The following is a 21,242-nucleotide window of genomic DNA, read 5'->3' as shown; positions in this document are numbered from 1 at the left end:
CGGGCGCGATCAAGCGCTTGTTAAAACAGCTGTGCGATTGTCTCCCGCAGATGACGGCAGCAGCTGGATGCGGCAGATCGGAAACGGAAACAGGCCCTCATGACACCAGTGGTGCCCGGCATTCCCCTGAAGGCGAGGATCAGGGCGTCGGTTCTTTCGGGAACCGCGCGCCTTCTGCATGGCCTTGGTCTGGATGCCGCCGTGGGGCGGCGCTATGGCGGCAGCGGTGTGGTGCTGATGTTCCACGAATTCGTCCGCGACAGCGCACAGACGCTGGGGCAGGGCTGCCGGATCGATGATTTCGAAGCCATCCTGACCGGACTTCGGCGTCAGGGCCGGGAGTTTGTTACGCTGGACGAGGCGCAGCGGCGGCTTGAGGCCGGGGATACGCGCCCCTTCGCTGCGCTGACCTTTGATGATGGCTACCGCTCCAACGTGGACCTGGCCCTGCCGGTGATGGAGCGCCACGGCGCGCCTGCCACCATCTTCGTGCCAACGGACATGCTCAACCGGTCCATCAATGCCTGGTGGCTGGGCCTGCGCGAACTGGCATTGCATCATGACAGGCTCGCCATCGAGCCTATGGGCCAGATCATCGAGAGCCGTACCCGGGCTGAGAAGGCAGCGGCGCTGGAGCATATGACCGCCTGGGTCTGGGCGGATTTCGCCAGAGCCGCTCTGCTGCCGGATGTCTTTGCGGCCCACGGGCTGGACATGCCGGGCCTCGTGGAGCGGCTGGCGATGACGACGGATGAGGTGAAGGCCATCGACCGGCACCCGCTCGTCGAGATCGGTGCCCATACCACCACCCACCGGGCGCTGGCGCTGCTTTCAGAGCCTGAAGCGGAGGCGGATATCGCCGCCAACAAGACCTATCTCGAAGCCCTGCTCGGCCATGAGGTCCGCTGGTTCGCCTATCCCTATGGCGCGCCGTCGATCAGCGGCACCCGGGAGGCGGAGATCCTGCGCAGGCTTGGCTTCCATGGCGCAGTAACCACTGAACCGGGTTGCCTCTTTCCGCAACATGCGCAGGCGCGCTGGCTCTGGCCACGGCAGAATGGCGAGTTCGCCGCTCATGCCGTGCCGCAGGCGCTGAGCGGTGCCCATGGTGTTTTCCGGGCGCTGCGCAGCGGCTGGGGCGAGCCCGCCGTGCACACGCGCCCAACTTCAGGACCTTCTTCATGACGGCACAGCTTCCCGCGTCTGTTCCGCCTTTCGCAGGCAAGACGATTGTCCATGTGGTGCGCCAGTTCTACCCGATGATCGGCGGGCTGGAGGATGTGGTGCGCAATCTCGCAGGCCGCCAGACCGGGCGCTTTGGCCGGGTGAAGGTGGTGACGCTGAACCGCCTGTTCATCGAGCCGGACCGTCTGCTGCCTGCGCAGGAGATGATTGACGGCTTCGAGGTGCGGCGCATTCCGTTCCGGGGCTCGCCGCGCTATCCGGTGGCACCGTCCGTTTTCGCTGAAATTGCGGGAGCCGATCTCATCCACGTGCATGCGGTCGATTTCTTCTTCGACAGCCTTGCCTGGACATCGCCCTTCCGCCGCACGCCGATGGTGGCAACCACCCATGGCGGCTTTTTTCATACTGCTGATCACAAGCGGCTGAAGACGCTCTGGTTCAACACCGTCACGCGGCTTTCCGCCAGCCGTTACCGGGGCATCGCCTGCTGCAGCGAAAGCGATCTGGCGACCTTCTCCCGCATTGCGCCTTCCCGCGTGCGGCTGATCGAGAATGCGGCGGATCTGGAAAAATTCGGCGGCGCTGCCTCGCCCGTGCCGGTGAAGGGGCTGATGACCATCGGCCGCTTCTCCCACAACAAGCGGCTCGATGCGCTCCTCGACATGATGAAGGTGCTGCTGGCAAAAGACGGCGCGTGGCATCTGCACATCGCGGGCAGCGGCTCGGACTGGAGCGAGGCGGATGTGCGGGGCATGATCGCGGAGCGCGGGCTTGACGCTGCGGTGTCGCTGCACGGCAATCCGTCCAACGCCCGTATCCGCGAGGTCATGGGCAGCTGCAGCCTGTTCGTCAGCGCTTCGAATTACGAGGGCTTCGGCGTTGCCATGATCGAGGGGCTGAGTGCCGGTCTCCTGCCGGTGGTGGAGCCCAATACGGCCTTCGTTTCACTCGCCCGCAAGCATCCGATGGTCCGCCTCGCAGGGTTTGGCGATCCGGCCAGGGCGGCGCAGGCGGTGGAAGAGGCGTGGACGGCGCTGATGGCTGATCCTTCGGCGCAGCGTCAGGCGGCCATTGCCTCGGCGGCCCAGCACGGCTGGGCGGAAACGGCAGCCGCCTATGAGCGGCTTTATGCGGATGCCTTGAAACTTGCCTAGTGATCCAGGGCCGCTCAGGCCTTGCGGCCCTTCTCGAAGCCGGGCGGAAGCTTCCAGCGGCTGGAGACGGCGGGCTGAGGCCGCTTGCGGCGGAACAGGGCGGGCATGGCAAGGCGGTTGGCTCCGGCAGGGTGCTTGCCGTTCCAGGCATCGGCAGCCCCGGCGCAGAGCCAGAGCAGACCGCCGGTCTTGATGGTCGAAAGCGAGTAGGACACGATCATCAGCAGGCAGATGTAGGCGACCATCAGCACCTTGAAGCGCCAGCCCGCATCCGATTCGGCCGGGGCGTAGACATAGAGCACCCAAAGGCCCAGAAGGCCGATGGCCCCCGTCTGGAACAGGGCAAAGGCATAGCCGCTGTCGGACAGATAGGTCTCCATGGTGGAAATGCCGAGAATGCCCTTCCAGTCCAGCTTCATCAGCAATTGGCCAGAGTAGAGCCAGCGGCCTGTCAGCGTGTCGTCCCAGCCGAGCCTGTTGCTGGCAGCGGCATAAATGATGAGCAGCAGCACGATCAGGATGGGCGCTGCCACCAGCACGGCGCGCGGGGTGATGCGGTTGAGCGGGGCGATGAGGAAGAAGCTCAGCGACACGAACATGCCGAAGCGGGCATCGCCGAGGATGATCACCGCAAAGGCCAGTGCAAACAGCAGCAGACGGCCCTGCATGTCCTGCCGGAACACCGCCCACATGACGAGAAAGGCACCGAAGTTGCCCATCGACACCGGTTCCAGGAACACCGACGAAACACGGTGGGTGCCAAGAAAGGCAAAGAAATTACGCCCGCCAAGCCGCACACCGCTGTGGAACAGGGGACTGTCCTCACCGAGGAAATTGCTGTCTGCAGTGATCGTGCCGCGTGCGACGTAATAGTCGAAAATGTTGATGTTCTGGAGAAACAGGTCGAGGAACAGGTACTCGATCAGGCCGACGGCGATGACGAGCAGGGCCGACCAGAGCACCAGCCGGTCCACCTGCCGGATGTCATGGATCTGGCGGCCGATGAAATAGAAAATCACCGGCACCAGCGCATCGCGCACCGATTTGGGATCAATGACCCCGCGCAGGGCCATGATCATCAGCATGTAGGCCAGGTAGACTCCGATGACCACATAGAGGTTTACCCGGCGTGTCATGGCCAGCAGCAGGGCGCAGGCGGTCAGCAGCAGCTCGCTCAGCACCACATGGTTCTGCGAGATGCCCATCACCCGGGTGTTGAGGAAGGCAAGGCCAAGGTTGAAGATCAGCGTGCCGAAGATGACGGCATAAACCGCCATCAGCCAGGCGGGGCTGCGCTCCTGCGGACGTGCGGGGAGCGCCCTTGCGCCGGCCGGGGGCAGGCGGAAACGGGCGTGGGCCGTTCCGTCAGGCCGCTTCAAGGACGACATTGCCGATCACCCGGTCCTGCCAGGGTTGGATATAGGCGAGCACCCGGTCGAGGTCCGCCATCCGCGTGGCGCCCAGCTGGCTCACCAGCACGATGGCATCGCAGTTCTTCAGAAGCACCGGCAGGATCGGATTGCTCTCGGACGGGCCGCAGTCGATCAGCAGGAAATCCTGGCCTTCGTCCATCAGCGAGGCGGGCCCGGCGTATTTGCGCCGTTCATTGACCCGTTCGACGCTGAGATAGCGCGACAGGGCGGCATTGCGTTCCGGTGCTTCACCGGTTGTCCTGGCCAGATCGCCCTTGCGCGGCTTGGGCCGGTCGTCCGGCGTGCCCTGTTCTGACTGCGGCAGGGCCTGGGCCAGCAGCACATCCTCGTTCATCTCATGCAGCGCCTCGGCGATGCCCCGGGCGACAGGCCGGGTGTCCAGCATGTCAGAAGTGCGCAGGATGAGAATATTGGCGGGAAGCTCTTCCGACAGAGCATAGCGCAGGGCATAGGCGACACGGGTCATGCCCATCTGCGCCTCGTTGCGCAAGGCAAGCGGCTTGCTGCCGCTACTTTTGCCCAGAAGCTTGCGTGCGGGGGCGGTTGCCAGAACCGGCAGGTTTGTGAGGACGGGAGCGCCGGTCCAGTCCACGAGGTCCCGCTCGGAGTTGAGACGCCCGCTGACGATCTCGGCGCCGACAGCCCCGCCTGCGGACAGCACAAGCCCAAAGATGGCTGCAGCGGCGATGATGAGCACGGAAGACGGCCCGTTGGCCGAGAGCGGCGGCTGGGCAGCGGAGAGGATGCGGGAATTGGTGGCCGTCACGTTCTGCTGTTCGGCCAGTTCCTGCGCGCGCTTCATGAAGAGCTGATAGACGCCCCGGCGTGTGTCGGCCTCCGCCTCCAGCTGCCGCAATTCGATCTGCGCCCGGCTTTGGGTGGAATTGGCGGATTTCAGCTGGTCAATCCGGGCCTCAAGTCCGTTGAGATTGGCCTGCGCCCGCTCGAAGTCGCTGCGGATATTGCGCTGGACGCGGGACAGCTCATCCGAGATCTGGCGGCGGGTGTTCTGCATCTGCGCTGCAATCTCACGCATCTGCGGATGATTGGCGCCCAGTGTTGTGGAAGCGCGGGCCTCCTGCTCGGCAAGATTCGCATATTGCACCCGCAGCGAGCTCAGCACCGTGTTGGCCACATCCACCGGAATGGCTCCCGCCTCGATGTCGGAGGGGCTCAGGCGGCGGATCAGTTCGAAGGTGTTCTTGGCCTTTTCCAGGTCCACCCGCGCCTGTGTCAGCTGGGTGTTGAGGTCCTGCAGCTGCTGGTTCACCACAAGGCCGCCCTGTGTGGTGGAGATCAGGCCATTTTCGGCGCGGTATTTCTCCACCGCAGCCTCGGCCTGCTGCACCTGTGCCTGCAGCTGGTCGGCCTGCGTCTTCAGCGACTGGCTGGTGCGCTGGAAGCCTTCCGACCGGGCTTTGGCGGCTTCCGCCAGATAGGCCGCAGCGGTGGCATTGGCGATGTCGGCAGCCCGGTCCCGGTTGGGATGTGTCGCGGCGATCTGGAAGATGAAGGTCTTTTCGATCCGCTGCACCTGCAGCCGCTTGCGCAGCGCCTCGATCACCGCCATCCGCCGGCCTGCGGGATCGGGCGCGGAAAACAGGAAAGGCAGCAAGGTCTGCCGCAACCCCTTGCCGGAGAAGGCCGGATCATTTTCCAGCTCAAGCGAGGACACCACCCGGTCAAGAACCGGGGTGGACATCAGCACGAAGGCCTGGCTGTCCACGTCGAAACCCTCAAGAGGTGATGCACCTTCCCGGCCGGAGAACTCCCGCCCAAGGATCTGCAGGCTCGGCGGTTCCACGAGAAGTTCGGCCGACGCCGTGTAGGCTGGAGCACGCGTCAGCGCGAAAAGCACAGCCAAGCCGGTCAGCAGCGCGGGAACAACAATGATCCACCGCAGGCGGCGCGCGAGAATTGCCGGAATGTCAGAAACTTCAACCATGACTGAAAACCGTTGGCGAGGCGATGGGCGGCAAACCTCTGGAGCTGACCGGGGCGGCGGGCATGCCCGTGCCGTAATGTTAGAAAAGATGAAGAGATATGATTAACATTTGGAAAATGCGGTGCTATCCCGGATTGAGGCTACCCTAGCGTTTGCAAACGGACCGGGGCGTCATGGTAAATGAAACCATGACGAGAATGTAAGAATTCTTGGGGTGGCGTTGACGGCCAGTAATCTATAAAATGCCTTTGTCTTGGGAGTTAAGGCGTTGTTGAGTTGTTTTAGCCAGTTTCCCTCATGCAAAACTCTGTTGATGTGGGGCGCTGGGGATGTTGATGCCTGAATTGACCTTGGGGATGCCTTTGGGGGCTGGGGTCGCGCAAATTGGTCCGCTTGGTATCAATAGATTATCACGCGCGCAGGCCATTGATATGCTGCGCACATCCCAGTTGTTGCGGATCAAGATGGATGTCGCCATCTGCAACGCGCACACGGTCCTGCAGGCTCTTGATCATCCGGAATATGCGGAGACCTTATCCCGCATGACGCTGTTCAATGACGGGATCGGCGTAGACATTGCTGCGCGTGCCATCACGGGCAAGGCGTTTCCGGCAAATCTCAACGGCACCGACCTTGTGCCCGCGATTCTGGAGAACATTGGGCTGCCCTTGCGGATCTATCTGCTGGGAGCAAAGCCGAGTTCGGTGGCAGGAGCGGCAGAGTATATTGCTGCGCATTACCCGCAGCATCACGTCGCAGGTTTCCATGACGGCTACTTCGCGCGGGAAGAAAGGGATGCGGTCATTGCGCGGATCAACGCCGCCAATGTGGACCTGCTGCTCGTCGGCATGGGAAATCCGGCGCAGGAACGCTTCATTGTCGAGAACCGGGACAAGCTTAATCCGACCATCTGCATCGGTGTTGGAGCTCTGTTCGATTTCCTGTCCGGGGAAGTGGTGCGGGCGCCGCGCTTTCTTCAGGCTGCGGGTCTCGAGTGGCTTTTCCGCCTGATGCAGGAGCCGCGCCGCCTGGGCAAGCGCTACACGGTCGGCATCTACCGTTTCCTTTCTGCTGTCTTGCGGCTGCGCGCCGAAGCCCGCCGTGACCGGCCGGGTGGCCGGGCCATGCCTCTGCTGTAACGCCCGCTCCGGTTCGCACGAGAGCGCAAGGTCCTCCGCACGGACATCTGTGGCCGCTGCATCAGACATTCGGCGGAGGCCGGTGCATCCGGCTTGGCCGCTGGCGGCAAGGCGGGTAGAACGGGGGCATGACACGTTCTGCCACATCCCTTGCGCTGCCGCTTGCCCTTCCGGTTTTCGAACCCGGCTGGGTGTGGCTGGCGGGTGCCGGCCCCGGCGATCCGGGGCTTCTGACGCTTCATGCCCTCAACGGGCTGCAACAGGCAGATGCCGTGGTCTATGACGCACTGGTCGATACCAGCATCCTCGATTTCGCCCGGCCCGGCGCCTTGCTGGAATATGCCGGCAAGCGCGGCGGAAAGCCGAGCCCAAAGCAGCGCGACATCACCCTGCGTTTGATTGAACTTGCCCGCGAGGGCAAACGGGTGCTGCGGCTGAAGGGCGGCGATCCCTTCGTCTTTGGCCGGGGCGGGGAGGAGGCGCTGGGCCTTGCCGGCGCGCATGTGCCCTTCCGCATCATTCCCGGCATCACCGCCGGCATCGGCGGTCTGGCCTATGCGGGCATTCCGGCCACGCACCGCGACACCAATCAGGCGGTCACCTTCTTGACCGGGCACGACCAGACAGGTCTTGCACCGGAGGCGATCAACTGGAAGGGCATCGCCGAAGGCTCGCCGGTGATCATCATGTATATGGCGATGAAGCATCTTCCGGAGATTTCGCAGGCGCTGATAACCTTTGGACGGCCTGTGGATGAGCCTGTGGCTATCGTGTGCAATGCGTCGCAGCCGGACCAGAAGGTTCTGGTGACAGCGCTGGGCCGCTGCGCGCAGGATGCAGAGGCTGCCGGGCTGGAGCCGCCCGCCATCGTCTGTGTCGGCGAAGTGGTGCGCCTGCGTGAGGGGCTCGACTGGATCGGCGCCATGGCGGGGCGGGTGCTCGTGTCCGATCCGCTGGGCCTGTCCGGCGATCCGCAGCAGGCTGCAGGCAACGGCGTATGAGCCCGCCTCTTCCGCCTGCACTCATGCTGGCTGCGCCGTCCTCCGGCTCGGGCAAGACGGTACTGACCCTTGCCCTGCTCTCCGCCCTGCGGCGCAACGGCCTTGCCGTGCGCGGGGCCAAATGCGGGCCGGATTACATCGATCCGAAGTTCCATGAGGCAGCCGCAGGCGCGGTTTCCGTCAATCTCGACCCCTTCTCCATGCCGCCGCCCGTGCTGCGCCAGCTTGCAGCGCAAGCCGGGCAGGGGGCAGATCTGCTGCTGATCGAGGCGGCCATGGGCCTTTTCGATGGCGCTTCCGATGGCTCCAGCAGTGCCGCCGATGTGGCGGCTGCGCTGGGTGTGCCGGTGGTGCTGGTGATCGATTGCGGCCGTCAGGCGCAGTCGGTGGCCGCTGTTGTGCGCGGCTTCCGCGATCACCGCGCCGATGTGGAGGTGGCGGGCGTTATCCTCAACAAGGTGGGCTCTGCCCGGCATGGTGCCATGCTCCGGGCGGCGCTCACCCCACTTGGCCTGCCGGTGCTGGGCGAGGTGCCGCGCAGCGGGGCGCTGGTTCTGGCCGAACGGCATCTGGGGCTGGTACAGGCCTCCGAGCGGGAGGATCTGACGCAGTTTCTTGCAGGAGCAGCGGATGCCGCTTCCCGCTCCGTTGACCTTGCATCGCTGGCCGCGCTTGCCCGTCCGCTTGCGGTAGCTGAGGGTGTGCCGTCCGGCTGGCCCATTCTGCTGCCGCCTCCAGGGCAGCGCATTGCCGTTGCCAGTGACGTTGCCTTTGCCTTTGCCTATCCGCACCTTCTGAAAGGCTGGCAGGCGGCGGGGGCTGAAATCCTGTCCTTCGCGCCCCTTGCGGACGAGGCGCCGGACGCAGGGGCCGATGCGGTCTATCTGCCGGGCGGCTATCCGGAGCTTCATGCAGGCCGGCTCGCGGCAGCCTCCCGCTTCAAGGCCGGGATGCAGCAGGCGGCGGAACGCGGCGCTGCGGTTTACGGCGAATGCGGCGGCTACATGGTGCTGGGCGAGGGCCTGATCGATGCAGGCGGTGACAGGCATGCGATGCTAGGCCTGCTGCCGCTCGTCACCAGCTTTGCCGCGCGCAAGCTGCATCTGGGCTACCGGCGGCTGACCGCGCTGGGTGGCTTGCCCTTTGGGGGAGTGGAAAAAGGCGCGGCGCTCGCCGGGCACGAATTCCACTACGCCAGCATCATCCATGAGGGCGAGGCTGAGCGGCTGTTTGCCGCCCGTGATGCGCTGGGGGATGAACTTCCTGCAATGGGGCTGCGGTGCGGAACGGTTTCGGGCTCATATGCCCATCTGATCGCCCGCGTCTGATCCCTCCCGGACATGCAAAAGGCCGCCGGTTCTGGCATGAACCGGCGGCCTTTCTGTTTCAATGGTGCGCCGCTCAGCCTTCGCGCGGCTGCAGGGCGATCTGCCGGGCCACGGCCAGCGACAGCAGCGTGCAGACAGCACCCGAGAGCAGATAGAGCCCAGCGGCAAAGAGGCCGAACCAGGTGGAGAGCAGCAGCGCGCAGAGCGGCGCAAAGCCTGCGCCGAACATCCACGACAGGGCCGAAACATAGGCCGAACCCGTGTAGCGGTTGCGCTGGTCAAAGAGCGATGCCACGGCGCCGGAGGACTGGGCCAGGTTGAAGCCGAGGATCAGGAAGCCGATCATCAGATAGGCCGTGACACCGGCCGATCCGCCATTCAGCAGCAGCGGCGCGCTGAGGGCAAAGGCTGCGATGGCCCAGGCGCCCCAGACGAGGATCTTCTGGCGGCCGATACGGTCGGACAGCCAGCCGGAGAACAGCATGGCGAGGATGCCAAGCCCGGCTCCGGCAGCCTCGATCAGCAGGAACGAGCCAAGGGTCTCATCGGTGTAGAGGAAGATCCACGACAGCGGGAAAACCGTGACCATGTGGAACATGGCAAAGCTCGCCAGAGGCACGAAAATGCCGACCAGCATCGTGCGCCCATCCTGCGACAGGGTGGTGGAAAGCCGCGTCGGCGTCAGCTCGTTCGACTTGAACAGCTCGGTGAACTCCGGCGTATCGACAATGCGCAGGCGGGCAAACAGCGCCACCACGTTGATGGCGAAGGCCACGAAGAACGGATAGCGCCAGCCCCAGTCGAGGAAGTCGGCGGAAGACAGCGTCATCACCAGATAGGCAAACATGACTGCCGCAACCGCAAGGCCGGCGACGGCCCCAAGCTGCGGGATCATGGCGTAAAAGCCACGGCTGCTCTTCGAGGCGGTAATGGCCAGCAGCGGCGCCAGACCGTCCCACGTGCCGCCCAGAGCCAGGCCCTGGCCGAAGCGCAGCAGCACCAGCATGCCGACGGCCCACCAGCCCGCCGTCTCATAGGACGGCACGAGGCCCATGGCCACCGTGGAGGTGCCGAGCAGGAAGAGCGCCACCGTCAGCTTGGTGACACGGCCATGGCGCCGGTCGAGCGCCATGAACATCGCCGTGCCCAGCGGACGGGCGACGAAGGCAAGCGCCACGAGGGCGAAAGACCAGAGCGTGCCGGTCAGCGGATCAACGAACGGGAAAATCCGTGCCGGAAACACGATGACCGAGGCGATGGCGAAAACGAAGAAGTCGAAGAACTCCGACGTGCGCCCGATGATCACGCCGACCGCGATATCGGACGGGGAGACATCATGCTCCGACGTGCCGCGCCCGCTCGAAGAGGAATTCGTGGATGAGATATCGGCTGTGTTCGCCATCGGATCCGGCCACTTTCATGAGGACTGACGGAGTGCGGCTGCAAGCCTGCGGCCTGTTGCTGCACCGGTAAATACGTATTTAGGGCTCAATGCCGCAGTGCGAAATTTTTTTACAGGTGACAAATTGTCGTATGTGCGCACGCACAAAATCGCTCTAGGTGCATTGCGCAAGATCAAATCGCGTCAGTTTGCGTTCGGGGGGAGGCAGCTGACGGGTGCGGCAAACTGTCGGGGTAAACCATGTCGAAGCTTCGCCTCCCGAGAATACTCGCTGCGTGCGGCGCCTTTCTGCTGCTGTCCGCATGCAAGGCCGAGGTCCTTGCACCATCCGGTGATGTTGCAGCGCAACAGCGCGACCTGCTGGTCATCTCCACGCTCTTGATGCTGATCATCATCATTCCGGTGATGCTGCTGACCTGCTGGTTCGCCTGGCACTTCCGCTCTGCGAACAGGAAGGCGGCCTACGAGCCGGAATGGTCGCATTCCACCAAGCTGGAACTGGTCATCTGGGCCATTCCGCTGCTGATCATCGTCTCGCTGGGCGCGATCACCTGGGTTGGCACCCATCTTCTTGATCCCTACCGCCCGCTCGACCGCATCGCCAAGGGTCAGCCGGTGAGCCCGGACGTGGAGCCGCTGCAGGTGCAGGTGGTAGCTCTCGACTGGAAGTGGCTCTTCATCTACCCGCAATATGGCGTGGCTTCGGTGAACGAGCTGGCGGCGCCGGTGGACCGGCCGATCCAGTTCACGCTGACCTCCTCCTCAGTGATGAACGCCTTCTACATTCCCGCCATGGCCGGCATGATCTATGCGATGCCGGGCATGCAGACGACGCTGCACGGCGTCTTCAACGAAGAGGGCACCTATCAGGGTCTCGCCTCGCACTACTCCGGCGCCGGCTTCTCCGGCATGCGCTTCAAGGCTCTGGCGAGTGATGCCGCCGGTTTCGAGGCCTGGGTCGAGGCTGCACGTGCAGGGGACCAGACGCTTGACCGCCCGTCCTATCTGGAGCTGGAACGCCCCAGCGAGAACGTGGCACCGGCCACCTTCGCCAGCGTCGATCCGGAGCTTTTCCCGCGCATCGTCAACATGTGCGTCGAAAACGGCAAGATCTGCATGGCCGAGATGATGGCGCTGGATGCACAGGGCGGCACCGGTCTTGCCGGCACCGTCAACATGTCCTCGCTCATCTATGACAAGTATGACCGCCGCGGCACCCGCGCGCCGGTGCTGGGCTGGGCGCCGTTCCAGGTGGTTGGCTTCTGCTCCACCGAAGAACTGCAGCAGATGCTGTCGGTGAAGCCGGCCTGGGCAGATGCACGCCCCGTCATCTCCGGCCCGCTGCGCGGCCACGGGCTCTCCCAGCCTGCTTCGCTCTTCGGTCAGCGCGATGACCGTTCCATCACTTACGCACTGCCGTTCTCCGGCTCTGCGCCCCAGCTCTGACAGGATCCGGGCATGGCCACGATAGATCACTCGACCACATTTCTTCTGGGGCGCCTCAACTGGAGTGCAATCCCCCAGGACCCCATCGTCTGGGCAACCTTCGCCGTTGTGGCGGTGGGCGGCATCGCGCTTCTTGCGGGCCTGACCTACTTCCGCCTCTGGGGCTATCTCTGGAAGGAATGGTTCACGACCGTCGATCACAAGAAGATCGGCATCATGTACATCATCCTTGCGCTGATCATGCTGGTGCGCGGCTTTGCCGACGCCATCATGATGCGCATCCAGCAAGTCTGGGCCTTCAACGGCTCGGAGGGCTATCTCAACGCCCACCACTATGACCAGATCTTCACGGCTCATGGCGTCATCATGATCTTCTTCGTGGCGATGCCTTTCGTCACGGGCCTGATGAACTATGTGGTGCCGCTGCAGATCGGGGCGCGCGATGTGTCCTTCCCCTTCCTGAACAACTTCTCGTTCTGGATGACGGTCGGCGGCGCCGTGCTGGTCATGGCCTCGCTCTTCGTGGGTGAATTCGCGCAGACCGGCTGGCTGGCCTTCCCGCCACTGTCGGGCATTGGCTACAGTCCATGGGTGGGTGTCGATTACTACATCTGGGGCCTGCAGGTTGCCGGTGTGGGAACAACGCTATCGGGCATCAACCTGCTGGTGACCATCATCAAGATGCGCGCCCCCGGCATGACCCTGATGCGCATGCCCGTGTTCACCTGGACCTCGCTCTGCACCAACGTGCTCATCGTCGCCTCCTTCCCGGTGCTGACGATGACGCTGATCCTGCTGACGCTTGACCGCTACATCGGCACGAACTTCTTCACCAATGACCTTGGCGGCAACGCCATGATGTACATCAACCTCATCTGGATCTGGGGTCACCCGGAAGTGTACATCCTCATCCTGCCGCTGTTCGGCGTCTTCTCGGAAGTCACGTCCACCTTCTCCGGCAAGCGGCTGTTCGGCTACAGCTCCATGGTCTATGCCACGGTCTGTATCACGGTTCTCAGCTACCTCGTCTGGCTGCACCACTTCTTCACCATGGGCTCGGGCGCCTCGGTGAATGCCTTCTTCGGCATCACCACGATGATCATTTCCGTGCCGACAGGCGCGAAGATCTTCAACTGGCTCTTCACCATGTACAAGGGCCGGGTGCGCTTCGAACTGCCGATGATGTGGACTGTCGCCTTCATGCTGACCTTCACGGTCGGCGGCATGACGGGCGTTCTGCTGGCCGTTCCCCCGGCCGACTTCGTGCTGCACAACTCGCTGTTCCTGGTGGCGCATTTCCATAACGTCATCATCGGCGGTGTGCTGTTCGGCTGCTTTGCCGCCATCGCCTACTGGTGGCCCAAGGCCTTCGGCTTCAAGCTAAATGTGTTCTGGGGCAAGGTGTCGTTCTGGTGCTGGGTTGTCGGCTTCTGGCTGGCCTTCATGCCGCTCTACATCCTCGGCCTGATGGGCGTGACGCGCCGCATGCGGGTGTTCGATGATCCGGACCTGCAGATCTGGTTCATCCTCGCCGCCGCAGGTGCTGCGCTGATCGCCGCCGGCATCGCCGCCTTCTTTGTCCAGATCGGTGTATCCATCTGGAAGCGGAAGGAAAACATGGACCTGTCGGGCGACCCCTGGGATGGCCGTACGCTGGAATGGGCAACCTCTTCGCCCCCGCCGGCCTACAACTTCGCCTTCACCCCGGTGGTGCATGACATGGACGCCTGGCATGACATGAAGCAGGCCGGTCAGACGCGCCCGAAGGCAGCCTACATGCCGATCCACATGCCGCGGTACACCGGCACGGGTGTCATCCTTTCGGGTCTTGCCACGCTCTGCGGCTTTGCCCTCGTCTGGTACATCTGGTGGCTGGCGGCCCTGTCCTTCCTGGCGCTGATCGCCGTGGCGATTGCCCATACGTTCAACTATGACCGCGACTATTACGTGCCGGTCGATGAGGTCGAGCGGGTGGAAGGTGCCCGTGATCTCGAACTTGCGAAGATTGGAGCCTGAATCCGATGAGCACCACGGCCCATTCGGCAGGCGCTGCCGCAACCTACTGGGAAACCGAGCCGCATCATCATCCGGAAGGCGCGTCGACCAAGCTCGGCTTCTGGATCTACCTGATGAGCGACTGCCTGATGTTCGCAGTCCTCTTCGCCTGTTTCGGCGTGCTGGGGCAGAGCTATGCGGCCGGTCCCGGCCCCAAGGCCCTGTTCGACCTGACCCTGATCGCGATCAACACGGGCTTCCTGCTCGTGTCGTCCATCACCTTCGGCTTTGCCATGCTGGCGATGTATGAGGGCCGTCAGGCCCGCATGCAGATGTGGCTGGCGGTAACGCTGGTCTTGGGTCTGGCGTTCCTTGCGCTGGAAATCTACGAGTTCCACCATCTGATCCACCTGGGGGCCGGGCCGCAGCGCTCTGCCTTCCTGTCGGCCTTCTTCGCGCTGGTCGGCACCCACGGCCTGCACGTTGCCTTCGGCTCCATCTGGCTTGTGACGCTGATGGTTCAGGTGAACCGGAAGGGTCTCATTCCGGCCAACACCCGGCGCATGGAATGCCTCAGCATGTTCTGGCATTTCCTCGACGTGATCTGGATCGGTGTCTTCACCTTCGTCTATCTTCTGGGGATGATCTGATGTCCGCACATTCCATCAAACCCCACAGCCATCATGGCGATCATGGGCAGGGCAACGTTGGCCATGACCACGGCAGCTACAAGTCCTATCTGATCGGCTTCATTCTGTCGGTCATCCTGACGGCGATCCCGTTCGCCATCGTCATGACCGGCGGTTTCGAAAGCCGCGCGGTGACGGCGGTGATCGTGATCGGCTTCGCCGTCGTGCAGATCCTCGTGCACATGGTCTACTTCCTGCACATGAACAGCCGTTCGGATGAGGGCTGGACCATGCTGTCGATGATCTTCACCGTCATCGTGGTGGTGATCATGCTCGCTGGCTCCCTGTGGGTGATGTACAACCTCAACACCAACATGATGCCGCAGATGGACCACACCCAGATGCAGGGCTTCGGCTCCTGATCCTGATATGATGCAGATGCCTGCAAGAGGCATCTGCATTACCTCTGGTAAAGGGACCCTTCCTCCTCCACCACGAGGGCTACCAGATTCACACATCAGGTCTGGAAACTGCCCGCAATGAGACGTTTGCTTTTCGGGGGGACGCGTGCCGCCCCCCTCCCCCTGGTGGGGAGGGGTGAGGGGTGGGGGGAATTAGCAGAAAACTATATGAAAAACAGATAGATAGCTGAAAAGGCCTCACGAGGAGCAGCTGTCTGAAATCAATGGACACCCTGCCAGCCGGAAAGGCTTACCCCCCACCCCTAACCCCTCCCCACGAGGGGGAGGGGGGCTGAAACGCCGCACCAGAGTAACCAGACTGCTGCCTGTCCCCAAACCGTCTTTGGCTTCAAACACGATGTGTGCATGCTGTAGACCAACAGGGAGAGGGGTTCTGCGGTTCTTGTCGAGTGCCCGTAAAACGCCAGCCAGAGGAGGCGTGATGTCTGCCGGAACGCGCAAATGGCTGCTTCTTGGCCCCGGCCTTCTGGCCGTGGTCATCCTGGCCGGCCTTGGCATCTGGCAGGTGCAACGGCTTGGCTGGAAGAATGCGCTCATCGCACGGGTTGAGGCCGGTCTTGCGGCGCAGCCCGTTGCCGCGCCCGGTCCGGCAGACTGGCCGCAAATCACCTTCGACAGCGCCGAATACCGCCGCATCACCGCGCGCGGTCATTACCTGCCGGAAGCCGACCTGCTGGTGATGGCGGTCACGGCGCGCGGACCCGGCTTCTGGGTCATGTCACCCTTCGAGACGCAGGACGGCTGGCGGCTGTTCGTGAACCGGGGCTTCGTGCCGCAGGACCGGCAGAACCCGGAAGACCGGCCGCGCCCCGAGGGAGCGGTTGAGGTTTCAGGCCTTCTGCGCCTCAGCCAGCCGGATGGCGCCTTCCTGCGTTCCAATGATCCTGAAGGCGGGCGCTGGTTCTCGCGCGATACGGCAGCCATGGCGCAAAGCCTCGGGCTTGGCGAGGCCGCGCCTTACTTCCTCGATGCGGGTGTGACGGAGGGGGCGGCTGGCAGCCTGCCCATTGGCGGGCTCACCGTCGTCAGCTTCCCCAACAATCACCTGCAATATGCGCTGACCTGGTTCGCCCTCTCCGGCGGCCTTGCCTTCCTGCTGTTCTGGGCGTTCCGCAGGAGCGGGGAAGACTGACGCTTCCCCTGCCGTGGCGGCTCACTTGCGCGGTGCGTGGCGCAGAACGCGGTAGCTGTAGCCGTCGCCCTCGCAGCCGATCCACTTGCTGCCCGGCTCCGGCGCGATGTTGACGGCGACCCGCAGCGGCTTCTTGCGGTTGCCTGAGCGCTCGTAGGTCACCCTCTGCTTCTGCGCCGTGTTGTTGCGGATCACGATGCCGCCGGCATTGGCAGGGCACTGGCGGTCGAAGGCGGTGCTGGTGATCGCAACCGGCTGGTCCGTGCCTTCCGCCCGCTTCTCGCCTGTCGTTGCGGCGCAGCCGCCAGAGGCGAGGGTGAGGGCGATCAGGGCATATTTTGTCGCAGACATGTCTGAGGTTCCCATCATTCGCAAGGCGTCCCGCCCTTCTGGACAGGGACTTGCAGTCCTTCTCTTGCCTATTCTTGTGGCAATGCCATGGCCGCAGCCAGAGCGATGGCCGCCCGTGCTGACTTGCGTCTGGCAAGCACCAGATGCCCGCCCGGTCCTGCGGCGGCCAGCGCGGCGCCCTCGCAGACGCTGTGGCAGCCGACAGCTGCAAAAGCACGCGCCGAAGGGGTGGCCAGACGCGGCGTTTCCTGCTCCAGCCGCGTTGCGCCGAAAGCAAGCAGCGGCACGCCGAAATGCGCCGCGAGCGCGCCGATGGCCGTCTCCCCGGCCTTGAGGTCCAGAGTGGCGACGGCGGCAACAGCTTCCGCCGGAAGGCCTGCCTCCTCCAATGCGGCGCCCGCCAGACTGATCAGCTCCGCAGAAGCGCAGCCCTGGCTGCAGCCTGCTCCAACAATCACCCGCCGGGCCCCGTGTGGCTGGTGCCCGGATGCGGCTCCGGCGGTCATGGGTCCTGCTTGTCCTGCGCCTTTTCCTCGCGCAGGGAAGGCAGGCGCTTGGGCCTTATGGAAAGATCGCCGGGCTTGGCGGCTTCGTCAGGGGCGGGCGGTGCCGTGACCACCTGCGTATGCATCTTGCGCCCCCTTGCCTTGCGGGGGGGCTCACCGGAGGCCGAACCGCCGTGAGACAGGAAACCGAGGGACCTCAGCCCCTTCGGGTTGCCAGCCTTGCTTGCCTGCACGCCTTGAGGCGCCGCTGCTGCGCTGCGGGTTGACCGCATGGGAGCCGGAGCTTCAGGTGCGGGGGAGGGCGCAGCCTGCCGGGGCAGCGGCCCTGCCTGATTGGCAAGCGCAGATACGCCCGCCCGCCGTCTGGATGGCAGGGTGCCTGTTTCGCCCTCTGGCAGACCGGAGCCATCAGGGCCATTGCCCAGTCCTCTGCCCTGCCTGCTTCCCAGTCCCTTCACGTCAGTCTCTCCTGCTGGCGGGGCGCCGCCAGAAGCCGCGCCGGATAGGTCACACACCGGAAAAAGAGCGCGCAAGAGCCCCTGCGCGCCGTCAGGCCCGACCCTAGTTGAGCCATCCTGTCCTCGCAAGGTCCGGGTTTCCCCTATTGTTCCAAAGGAGGTGATCGGCTAGACAGCAAGAGAGGAAAGCTTGCACCGGGCAGGCTGGGGGCTTACGCATTTGTCTTCCCTATGGACAGATCTGCGCCATGATGCGCGCGTGCTGGCGGTGTGGATTGCACTGCTCGCCGTGCTGTTTCATGCTCTCATCCCAGCCGGTTTCATGCCCGGCCGTTCCAGCGGCGGCGAGTTTACGATCGTCATCTGCTCTCCATCCATGATGGAAGGGCTGCAGACCATGACGATGGATGCGTCTGGCGAGGAAAAGCCCGCAGGCCCGGAAGACCAGCGCAAGGGCAAGGGGCAGGCTGCGCCCTGTTCCTTCTCTGCCGTTCTGGCACTGGCCACTCCTGAAGCCTCTCCCGCCCTGCCTCTGCCGGTTCTCTCCGGGGGGCGTCTTCTCTCTGTATTCGACAATGCAGGCCACACGGCGGGCATATATGCCGGTGCCGGGGCGCGCGCGCCGCCCGTTCTGATCTGATCCCCTCACCTTTCATTCCAGAACACCCTACCGGTTGATGCTGCGTGCCTTGAAGCGCGCGTCTCCGGCCATGAGGATCAGACCATGACCGATGTTGTTTCCGGCACCGCGCAGGACGCAGACCGCGCCGCCGATGCTTCTCTTCTCGCAGCTTTCTACCGTGCCGCCTGGCGCTGGCATTTCTATGCGGGCCTGTTTGTCGTGCCCTTCTTCTGCATTCTGGCCGTCACCGGCATGATGATGATGTACATCGGCTACTTCGATGGCCGGGATGGCGAGAACATCCGCGTGAACGTGCCGCAGGGTGCGGTGGCGCTGGCTGTCTCCGAACAGGCGGACAAGGCCGTTGCCGCGCTTGGCGGCGGCACCATGGTGGAATGGCTCAGCCCGCAGGCTGAAGACCGGGTGGGCGTCTTCCGTATCCGCACCGATGCCGGACAGGAGATGGTGGCAATCAACCCCTACACGGGCGATGTGGTGGAGACCTGGGGCCGCCGGGCCGGCTGGTACGACATGGCCGACAACATCCACAGCGACCTGTTGCTGGGCACGCCCGGAGACCGGATGCTGGAGATCGCCGCCGGTTTCGGCATCATCCTGATCATCACCGGCCTTTACATGTGGTGGCCGCGCGAGGGCGGGCTCGGCGCCGTTCTGCTGCCGCGCTTCAATCAGAAGGGCCGTGCCTTCTGGAAGACGCTGCATGGCACCGTGGGCTTTTATCTCTCCGCCTTCCTGCTGCTGTTCCTTCTCTCCGGCATGTCCTGGACGGGCGTCTGGGGCTCGAAGCTGACACAGGCCTGGAGCACATTCCCCGCTGCCAAGTGGGACAACGTGCCCTTGTCTGATATCACCCATGCCGAAGCCCTGAACCATGACGGCGTTGCCAATGTGCCCTGGGCTCTGGAACAGACGATGATGCCTGCCTCCGGTTCCACCGGCGGCGTGATCGGTGTGGCGCCGGGCGTTGCCGTCGATATCGACAGCCTTGCCTCGCTGGCCAGGGCCGTGGGCTTCAACGCCCGCTATCGCATCTCCTATCCGAAGGGCGAAACCGGCGTCTGGACCATCAACCAGGACACCATGAGCTCGGACGCGGCTGATCCCTTCTCCGACCGCACCGTGCATGTGGACCGCTATACGGGCCGCATTCTCGCCAGCGTCGGCTTCGAGGACTACTCGGTTGCAGGCAAGGTGATGGCCGTCGGTGTTCCGCTGCACATGGGGCTCACGGGCCTGTGGAACCTTGCCCTGAACACGGTGATCTGCCTGTCGGTGATCTTCCTGTCCCTCAGCTCGGTGGTTCTGTGGTGGAAGCGCCGCCCGGCGCGCGGCGGTGCCCGTCTGTTCGCGCCGCAGGTGCCGGCCAACCTGCCGCACTGGCGCAGCGCCATGCTGGTGATGCTGGCCGTGTCCCTGTTCTTCCCGCTGGTCGGCCTGACGCTGATCGCGGTGCTGGCGCTGGACATTCTGGTCATTTCCCGCATTTCGCCGCTGGCCCGCGCCCTGCGCTGAGCCTGAGGGCATGATGATGAAAGGGCGCGGCAGGGGATTGCCGCGCCCTTTTGTCTTTGTCAGCAGGTGTTTCCCTGCCGCCATAAAGCGGTCTAGTCTGACCGTCCAAGGGAGGACCGACATGGCGACAGTCAGACTGATTTCCGATGCAGAGGCCGGGCCGCAGGTGGCGGCGGTCTTTGCCGATATCCGCAAGACGCGCGGCACCGATTTCATCAACAATTTCTGGCGGGCACTGGCGGCTGACCCGGCCGCACTGGAGCGCACATGGGCCGAGGTGAAGGCGGTCATGGCGGCGCCAGGCAGCCTTGATCCGCTCACCCGCGAGATGATCTACATCGCCGTATCGGTGGCCAACGGCTGCTCCTATTGCGTTCACTCGCACACCGCTGCCGCCCGCGCCAAGGGCATGAGCGAGGCGCAATATGGCGAGCTGCTGTCCGTCATCGGCCTTGCCGCCAAGACCAACCATCTGGTGACGGCGCTGCAGGTTCCCGTTGATCCTGCGTTTGATGCGGGCGCAGACGCCCGATAGGCTTTGCCTCCAGCCCGGAGCATGCCTAAGGTGCGAGCAGAAGGGGTGGGCCGTATGACGGCCTGCCGGACACATCGAGAGGAAGAAAAGCCATGGGCCGCCATATCGTTCTGACTGCCATTGCCAAGGACCGGCCGGGCCTTGTGGATGCGCTGGCCGGTGTCATCGCCGCAGCAGGCGGCAACTGGCTGGAAAGCTCCATGGCGCGCCTCGGCGGCGAATTTGCGGGCATCGTCAGCGTCGATGTGCCGGAAGACCGGGCGGCGGAGCTGGAAGCAGCTCTTGCTGCGCTGTCGGAACAAGGCATTTCCGTCAGTGTGGTTCGCGGCGGTGGCGGCAATGGCGCCATCGGGCGCCGTCTGCGGCTGGATCTGGTCTGTCAGGACCAGCCGGGCATCCTGCGTGCAGTCACGCAGGTGATTGCCGCGCAAGGCGCCAGCATCGAGACGCTGGAAACAATCGTCTCCCCGGGCTCCATGTCGGGTGAACTGCTCTTCCGTGCCAGCGCCGACCTGATCCTTCCGGACAGCACCAGCATCGCCAGCCTCGAAGCCGCCATCCAGGCGATTGCCGCCGACATCATGGCGGACATCGAGATGAGCGAGGACACGGAGGACTGAGAGGCTGTTTGGGCACCACGGCACGGCGTTTCAGCCCCCCTCCCCCTTGTGGGGAGGGGTGAGGGGTGGGGGGAAAGCCTTTCCGTCTGGCAGGGAACTCATTGTTTCAGGACGCCCGTTCCTGTCGATATCTCTTCAGAAAAACATCGATGCTTCAGATATTTGCAAGGTCAGAGCCCCCCACCCCTCACCCCTCCCCACCAGGGCAGGGGAATCGCATATGTCGAATAAGGGGTTGTTTTACTGAGGCAAATCGATTCATGAGTTCTCCGTCCCGGGAGGTTGCGATGAGTAGATTTGCCGCTTGTTTTGAAGCTTTGCCTGATCCGCGCAGCAGCAACGTGCG

General features: G+C 63.9%; 20 protein-coding genes. 14 read left to right on the top strand and 6 right to left on the bottom strand.

Annotated features, from left to right (window positions below; all coding sequences use genetic code 11):
- The first annotated feature begins 99 nt into the window (after positions 1-99).
- Both IF10I1_RS11355 and IF10I1_RS11350 read left to right on the top strand, forming a co-directional pair.
- Positions 100-1,185: a polysaccharide deacetylase family protein gene (locus tag IF10I1_RS11355; protein ID WP_208977346.1), complete on the top strand. Its 1,086-nt coding sequence runs from the start codon at positions 100-102 to the stop codon at positions 1,183-1,185.
- Entirely contained in the window at positions 1,182-2,339 is a 1,158-nt protein-coding gene (locus tag IF10I1_RS11350) for a glycosyltransferase family 4 protein (RefSeq protein ID WP_186392866.1), read from the top strand. Before IF10I1_RS11355 ends, IF10I1_RS11350 begins: the two co-directional genes overlap by 4 nt.
- 14 nt (positions 2,340-2,353) lie before the next feature.
- Here IF10I1_RS11350 and IF10I1_RS11345 read toward each other — a convergent pair whose 3' ends face one another.
- A complete protein-coding gene (locus tag IF10I1_RS11345) occupies positions 2,354-3,727 on the bottom strand; it encodes a UDP-phosphate alpha N-acetylglucosaminyltransferase (protein WP_186392865.1) in 1,374 nt (457 codons plus the stop codon).
- Complete coding sequence (locus tag IF10I1_RS11340; protein WP_186415307.1) at positions 3,705-5,717, bottom strand: GumC family protein; 2,013 nt, start codon at positions 5,715-5,717, stop codon at positions 3,705-3,707. The genes IF10I1_RS11345 and IF10I1_RS11340 overlap by 23 nt, the downstream gene beginning before the upstream one ends.
- A gap of 329 nt (positions 5,718-6,046) precedes the next feature.
- On the opposite strand from IF10I1_RS11340, the gene IF10I1_RS11335 reads away from it, so the two are divergent.
- The 3 genes from IF10I1_RS11335 to IF10I1_RS11325 all read left to right on the top strand — a co-directional run bounded on the left by IF10I1_RS11335 (position 6,047) and on the right by IF10I1_RS11325 (position 9,185).
- Positions 6,047-6,856 carry a WecB/TagA/CpsF family glycosyltransferase gene (locus IF10I1_RS11335; RefSeq protein WP_208977347.1) on the top strand — a complete coding sequence of 270 codons (810 nt, stop codon included), beginning with the start codon at positions 6,047-6,049 and terminating at the stop codon, positions 6,854-6,856.
- Positions 6,857-6,984: 128 nt separating this feature from the next.
- Positions 6,985-7,857 (top strand): uroporphyrinogen-III C-methyltransferase, encoded by an 873-nt coding sequence (cobA, locus tag IF10I1_RS11330; RefSeq protein ID WP_186424271.1) that lies wholly within the window; start codon positions 6,985-6,987, stop codon positions 7,855-7,857.
- Positions 7,854-9,185 (top strand): cobyrinate a,c-diamide synthase, encoded by a 1,332-nt coding sequence (locus IF10I1_RS11325; protein WP_208977348.1) that lies wholly within the window; start codon positions 7,854-7,856, stop codon positions 9,183-9,185. The genes cobA and IF10I1_RS11325 overlap by 4 nt, the downstream gene beginning before the upstream one ends.
- Before the next feature lie 73 nt (positions 9,186-9,258).
- Here the strand turns inward: IF10I1_RS11325 and IF10I1_RS11320 are convergent, their stop codons facing one another.
- Positions 9,259-10,587: an MFS transporter gene (locus IF10I1_RS11320; RefSeq protein WP_122519146.1), complete on the bottom strand. Its 1,329-nt coding sequence runs from the start codon at positions 10,585-10,587 to the stop codon at positions 9,259-9,261.
- 240 nt (positions 10,588-10,827) lie between these two features.
- On the opposite strand from IF10I1_RS11320, the gene cyoA reads away from it, so the two are divergent.
- The 5 genes from cyoA (at position 10,828) to IF10I1_RS11295 (ending at position 16,271) form a co-directional block, all read left to right on the top strand.
- A complete protein-coding gene (cyoA, locus tag IF10I1_RS11315; protein ID WP_094463439.1) occupies positions 10,828-12,033 on the top strand; it encodes a ubiquinol oxidase subunit II in 1,206 nt (401 codons plus the stop codon).
- Between the two features lie 12 nt (positions 12,034-12,045).
- A complete protein-coding gene (gene cyoB / locus IF10I1_RS11310; protein ID WP_186392862.1) occupies positions 12,046-14,049 on the top strand; it encodes a cytochrome o ubiquinol oxidase subunit I in 2,004 nt (667 codons plus the stop codon).
- Between the two features lie 5 nt (positions 14,050-14,054).
- Positions 14,055-14,678, top strand: coding sequence for a cytochrome o ubiquinol oxidase subunit III (gene cyoC, locus IF10I1_RS11305; RefSeq protein ID WP_186392861.1), 624 nt, complete (start codon positions 14,055-14,057; stop codon positions 14,676-14,678).
- Positions 14,678-15,079 carry a cytochrome o ubiquinol oxidase subunit IV gene (cyoD, locus tag IF10I1_RS11300; protein WP_186392860.1) on the top strand — a complete coding sequence of 134 codons (402 nt, stop codon included), beginning with the start codon at positions 14,678-14,680 and terminating at the stop codon, positions 15,077-15,079. The genes cyoC and cyoD overlap by 1 nt, the downstream gene beginning before the upstream one ends.
- A 481-nt stretch (positions 15,080-15,560) precedes the next feature.
- Entirely contained in the window at positions 15,561-16,271 is a 711-nt protein-coding gene (locus IF10I1_RS11295; protein ID WP_186392859.1) for an SURF1 family protein, read from the top strand.
- A gap of 21 nt (positions 16,272-16,292) precedes the next feature.
- Here IF10I1_RS11295 and IF10I1_RS11290 read toward each other — a convergent pair whose 3' ends face one another.
- The 3 genes from IF10I1_RS11290 to IF10I1_RS23090 all read right to left on the bottom strand — a co-directional run bounded on the left by IF10I1_RS11290 (position 16,293) and on the right by IF10I1_RS23090 (position 17,253).
- Positions 16,293-16,622, bottom strand: coding sequence for a hypothetical protein (locus IF10I1_RS11290; protein ID WP_186392858.1), 330 nt, complete (start codon positions 16,620-16,622; stop codon positions 16,293-16,295).
- 68 nt (positions 16,623-16,690) lie between these two features.
- Positions 16,691-17,128 (bottom strand): cobalamin biosynthesis protein, encoded by a 438-nt coding sequence (locus tag IF10I1_RS11285; RefSeq protein ID WP_186392857.1) that lies wholly within the window; start codon positions 17,126-17,128, stop codon positions 16,691-16,693.
- Complete coding sequence (locus IF10I1_RS23090; protein ID WP_256387916.1) at positions 17,125-17,253, bottom strand: hypothetical protein; 129 nt, start codon at positions 17,251-17,253, stop codon at positions 17,125-17,127. The genes IF10I1_RS11285 and IF10I1_RS23090 overlap by 4 nt, the downstream gene beginning before the upstream one ends.
- A gap of 553 nt (positions 17,254-17,806) precedes the next feature.
- Here IF10I1_RS23090 and IF10I1_RS11275 point away from each other — a divergent pair.
- The 4 genes from IF10I1_RS11275 to IF10I1_RS11260 all read left to right on the top strand — a co-directional run bounded on the left by IF10I1_RS11275 (position 17,807) and on the right by IF10I1_RS11260 (position 20,896).
- On the top strand, positions 17,807-18,226 hold the full coding sequence (locus tag IF10I1_RS11275; protein WP_186392855.1) for a DUF2946 domain-containing protein: 420 nt from the start codon (positions 17,807-17,809) through the stop codon (positions 18,224-18,226).
- An 84-nt stretch (positions 18,227-18,310) separates the two neighbouring features.
- Positions 18,311-19,741, top strand: coding sequence for a PepSY domain-containing protein (locus IF10I1_RS11270; RefSeq protein ID WP_186392854.1), 1,431 nt, complete (start codon positions 18,311-18,313; stop codon positions 19,739-19,741).
- Between the two features lie 121 nt (positions 19,742-19,862).
- Positions 19,863-20,276 (top strand): carboxymuconolactone decarboxylase family protein, encoded by a 414-nt coding sequence (locus IF10I1_RS11265; protein WP_186392853.1) that lies wholly within the window; start codon positions 19,863-19,865, stop codon positions 20,274-20,276.
- A 92-nt stretch (positions 20,277-20,368) separates the two neighbouring features.
- A complete protein-coding gene (locus IF10I1_RS11260; protein ID WP_123193466.1) occupies positions 20,369-20,896 on the top strand; it encodes a glycine cleavage system protein R in 528 nt (175 codons plus the stop codon).
- Positions 20,897-21,242 lie beyond the last annotated feature (346 nt).

The sequence above is a fragment of the Pannonibacter sp. I15F10I1 genome, assembly GCF_900185665.1.
GTDB classification, from domain to species: domain Bacteria; phylum Pseudomonadota; class Alphaproteobacteria; order Rhizobiales; family Stappiaceae; genus Pannonibacter; species Pannonibacter indicus.
The sequence above is the reverse complement of the archived record's forward strand: the minus strand, read 5'-3'. Positions and strand labels throughout refer to the sequence as shown.

What these genes read in the sequence shown, in the direction of transcription:
- IF10I1_RS11355 (WP_208977346.1), top strand. Translation starts at nt 100, where the DNA reads ATGACACCAGTGGTGCCCGGCATTCCCCTGAAGGCGAGGATCAGGGCG.
- IF10I1_RS11350 (WP_186392866.1), top strand. Translation starts at nt 1,182, where the DNA reads ATGACGGCACAGCTTCCCGCGTCTGTTCCGCCTTTCGCAGGCAAGACG.
- IF10I1_RS11345 (WP_186392865.1), bottom strand. Translation starts at nt 3,727, where the DNA reads ATGTCGTCCTTGAAGCGGCCTGACGGAACGGCCCACGCCCGTTTCCGC.
- IF10I1_RS11340 (WP_186415307.1), bottom strand. Translation starts at nt 5,717, where the DNA reads ATGGTTGAAGTTTCTGACATTCCGGCAATTCTCGCGCGCCGCCTGCGG.
- IF10I1_RS11335 (WP_208977347.1), top strand. Translation starts at nt 6,047, where the DNA reads ATGTTGATGCCTGAATTGACCTTGGGGATGCCTTTGGGGGCTGGGGTC.
- cobA (WP_186424271.1), top strand. Translation starts at nt 6,985, where the DNA reads ATGACACGTTCTGCCACATCCCTTGCGCTGCCGCTTGCCCTTCCGGTT.
- IF10I1_RS11325 (WP_208977348.1), top strand. Translation starts at nt 7,854, where the DNA reads ATGAGCCCGCCTCTTCCGCCTGCACTCATGCTGGCTGCGCCGTCCTCC.
- IF10I1_RS11320 (WP_122519146.1), bottom strand. Translation starts at nt 10,587, where the DNA reads ATGGCGAACACAGCCGATATCTCATCCACGAATTCCTCTTCGAGCGGG.
- cyoA (WP_094463439.1), top strand. Translation starts at nt 10,828, where the DNA reads ATGTCGAAGCTTCGCCTCCCGAGAATACTCGCTGCGTGCGGCGCCTTT.
- cyoB (WP_186392862.1), top strand. Translation starts at nt 12,046, where the DNA reads ATGGCCACGATAGATCACTCGACCACATTTCTTCTGGGGCGCCTCAAC.
- cyoC (WP_186392861.1), top strand. Translation starts at nt 14,055, where the DNA reads ATGAGCACCACGGCCCATTCGGCAGGCGCTGCCGCAACCTACTGGGAA.
- cyoD (WP_186392860.1), top strand. Translation starts at nt 14,678, where the DNA reads ATGTCCGCACATTCCATCAAACCCCACAGCCATCATGGCGATCATGGG.
- IF10I1_RS11295 (WP_186392859.1), top strand. Translation starts at nt 15,561, where the DNA reads ATGTCTGCCGGAACGCGCAAATGGCTGCTTCTTGGCCCCGGCCTTCTG.
- IF10I1_RS11290 (WP_186392858.1), bottom strand. Translation starts at nt 16,622, where the DNA reads ATGTCTGCGACAAAATATGCCCTGATCGCCCTCACCCTCGCCTCTGGC.
- IF10I1_RS11285 (WP_186392857.1), bottom strand. Translation starts at nt 17,128, where the DNA reads ATGACCGCCGGAGCCGCATCCGGGCACCAGCCACACGGGGCCCGGCGG.
- IF10I1_RS23090 (WP_256387916.1), bottom strand. Translation starts at nt 17,253, where the DNA reads ATGCATACGCAGGTGGTCACGGCACCGCCCGCCCCTGACGAAGCCGCC.
- IF10I1_RS11270 (WP_186392854.1), top strand. Translation starts at nt 18,311, where the DNA reads ATGACCGATGTTGTTTCCGGCACCGCGCAGGACGCAGACCGCGCCGCC.
- IF10I1_RS11265 (WP_186392853.1), top strand. Translation starts at nt 19,863, where the DNA reads ATGGCGACAGTCAGACTGATTTCCGATGCAGAGGCCGGGCCGCAGGTG.
- IF10I1_RS11260 (WP_123193466.1), top strand. Translation starts at nt 20,369, where the DNA reads ATGGGCCGCCATATCGTTCTGACTGCCATTGCCAAGGACCGGCCGGGC.